The sequence below is a fragment of the Taklimakanibacter deserti genome (genome assembly GCA_003574785.1).
This window is the reverse complement of the sequence record QORU01000095.1, coordinates 1-515: the sequence shown is the minus strand read 5'-3', so window position 1 is coordinate 515 and position 515 is coordinate 1. Positions and strand designations below refer to the sequence as shown.

Below are 515 nucleotides of genomic sequence, written 5' to 3'. Positions count from 1 at the left end.
CTGTCATCCGCAGGGCGCTTTCTTTCGCGCAGCGTTTTTGCCCGTCGTGCCCTTCAAGAGTCTTTCCCGACTGATGGCCGGGGAGAGGAGAGCCGTACGCTTGTCCCAGACCCCACCGCTGGCGCCAGCCCAGCCTACCCAGGAGCCCACATGTCGACCTGCCGCATCCCCGAGCCCCGCGCCGACCGCATCATCAGCGACTACCGCAGCCTCTACGCCAAAGCCAATGGCCAGTCCCCGCGCCTCACGCGCCGCGGTGACCGCATCATCGTCAACGACGGCGTCGGTTACAGCCTGGCCGCCCTGGTCACCATGACCAACAACCTTCGCTGGCGCCTGACCGGTGAGCTCAGCTGGTAGGAGGGCGATGTGCCGTCGCAACCGTGACACCGCGCCCTGACGCAAAAGGGCCCTCAAGGGCACGACCCGACCTGAGCCCTTGCTGGTCGCGCCCCTGCCATAGGCCGGGCAGTACCCATCCAACCGAAGATCCAAGGAACCAGAAGATGACCACG

1 protein-coding gene is annotated in these 515 nt (G+C 66.0%); it reads left to right on the top strand.

Annotated features, from left to right (window positions below; genetic code table 11):
- Positions 1-150 precede the first annotated feature (150 nt).
- On the top strand, positions 151-360 hold the full coding sequence (locus DS839_RS36140) for a hypothetical protein (protein WP_119275365.1): 210 nt from the start codon (positions 151-153) through the stop codon (positions 358-360).
- Positions 361-515: the final 155 nt, after the last annotated feature.

What these genes read in the sequence shown, in the direction of transcription:
- DS839_RS36140 (WP_119275365.1), top strand. Translation starts at nt 151, where the DNA reads ATGTCGACCTGCCGCATCCCCGAGCCCCGCGCCGACCGCATCATCAGC.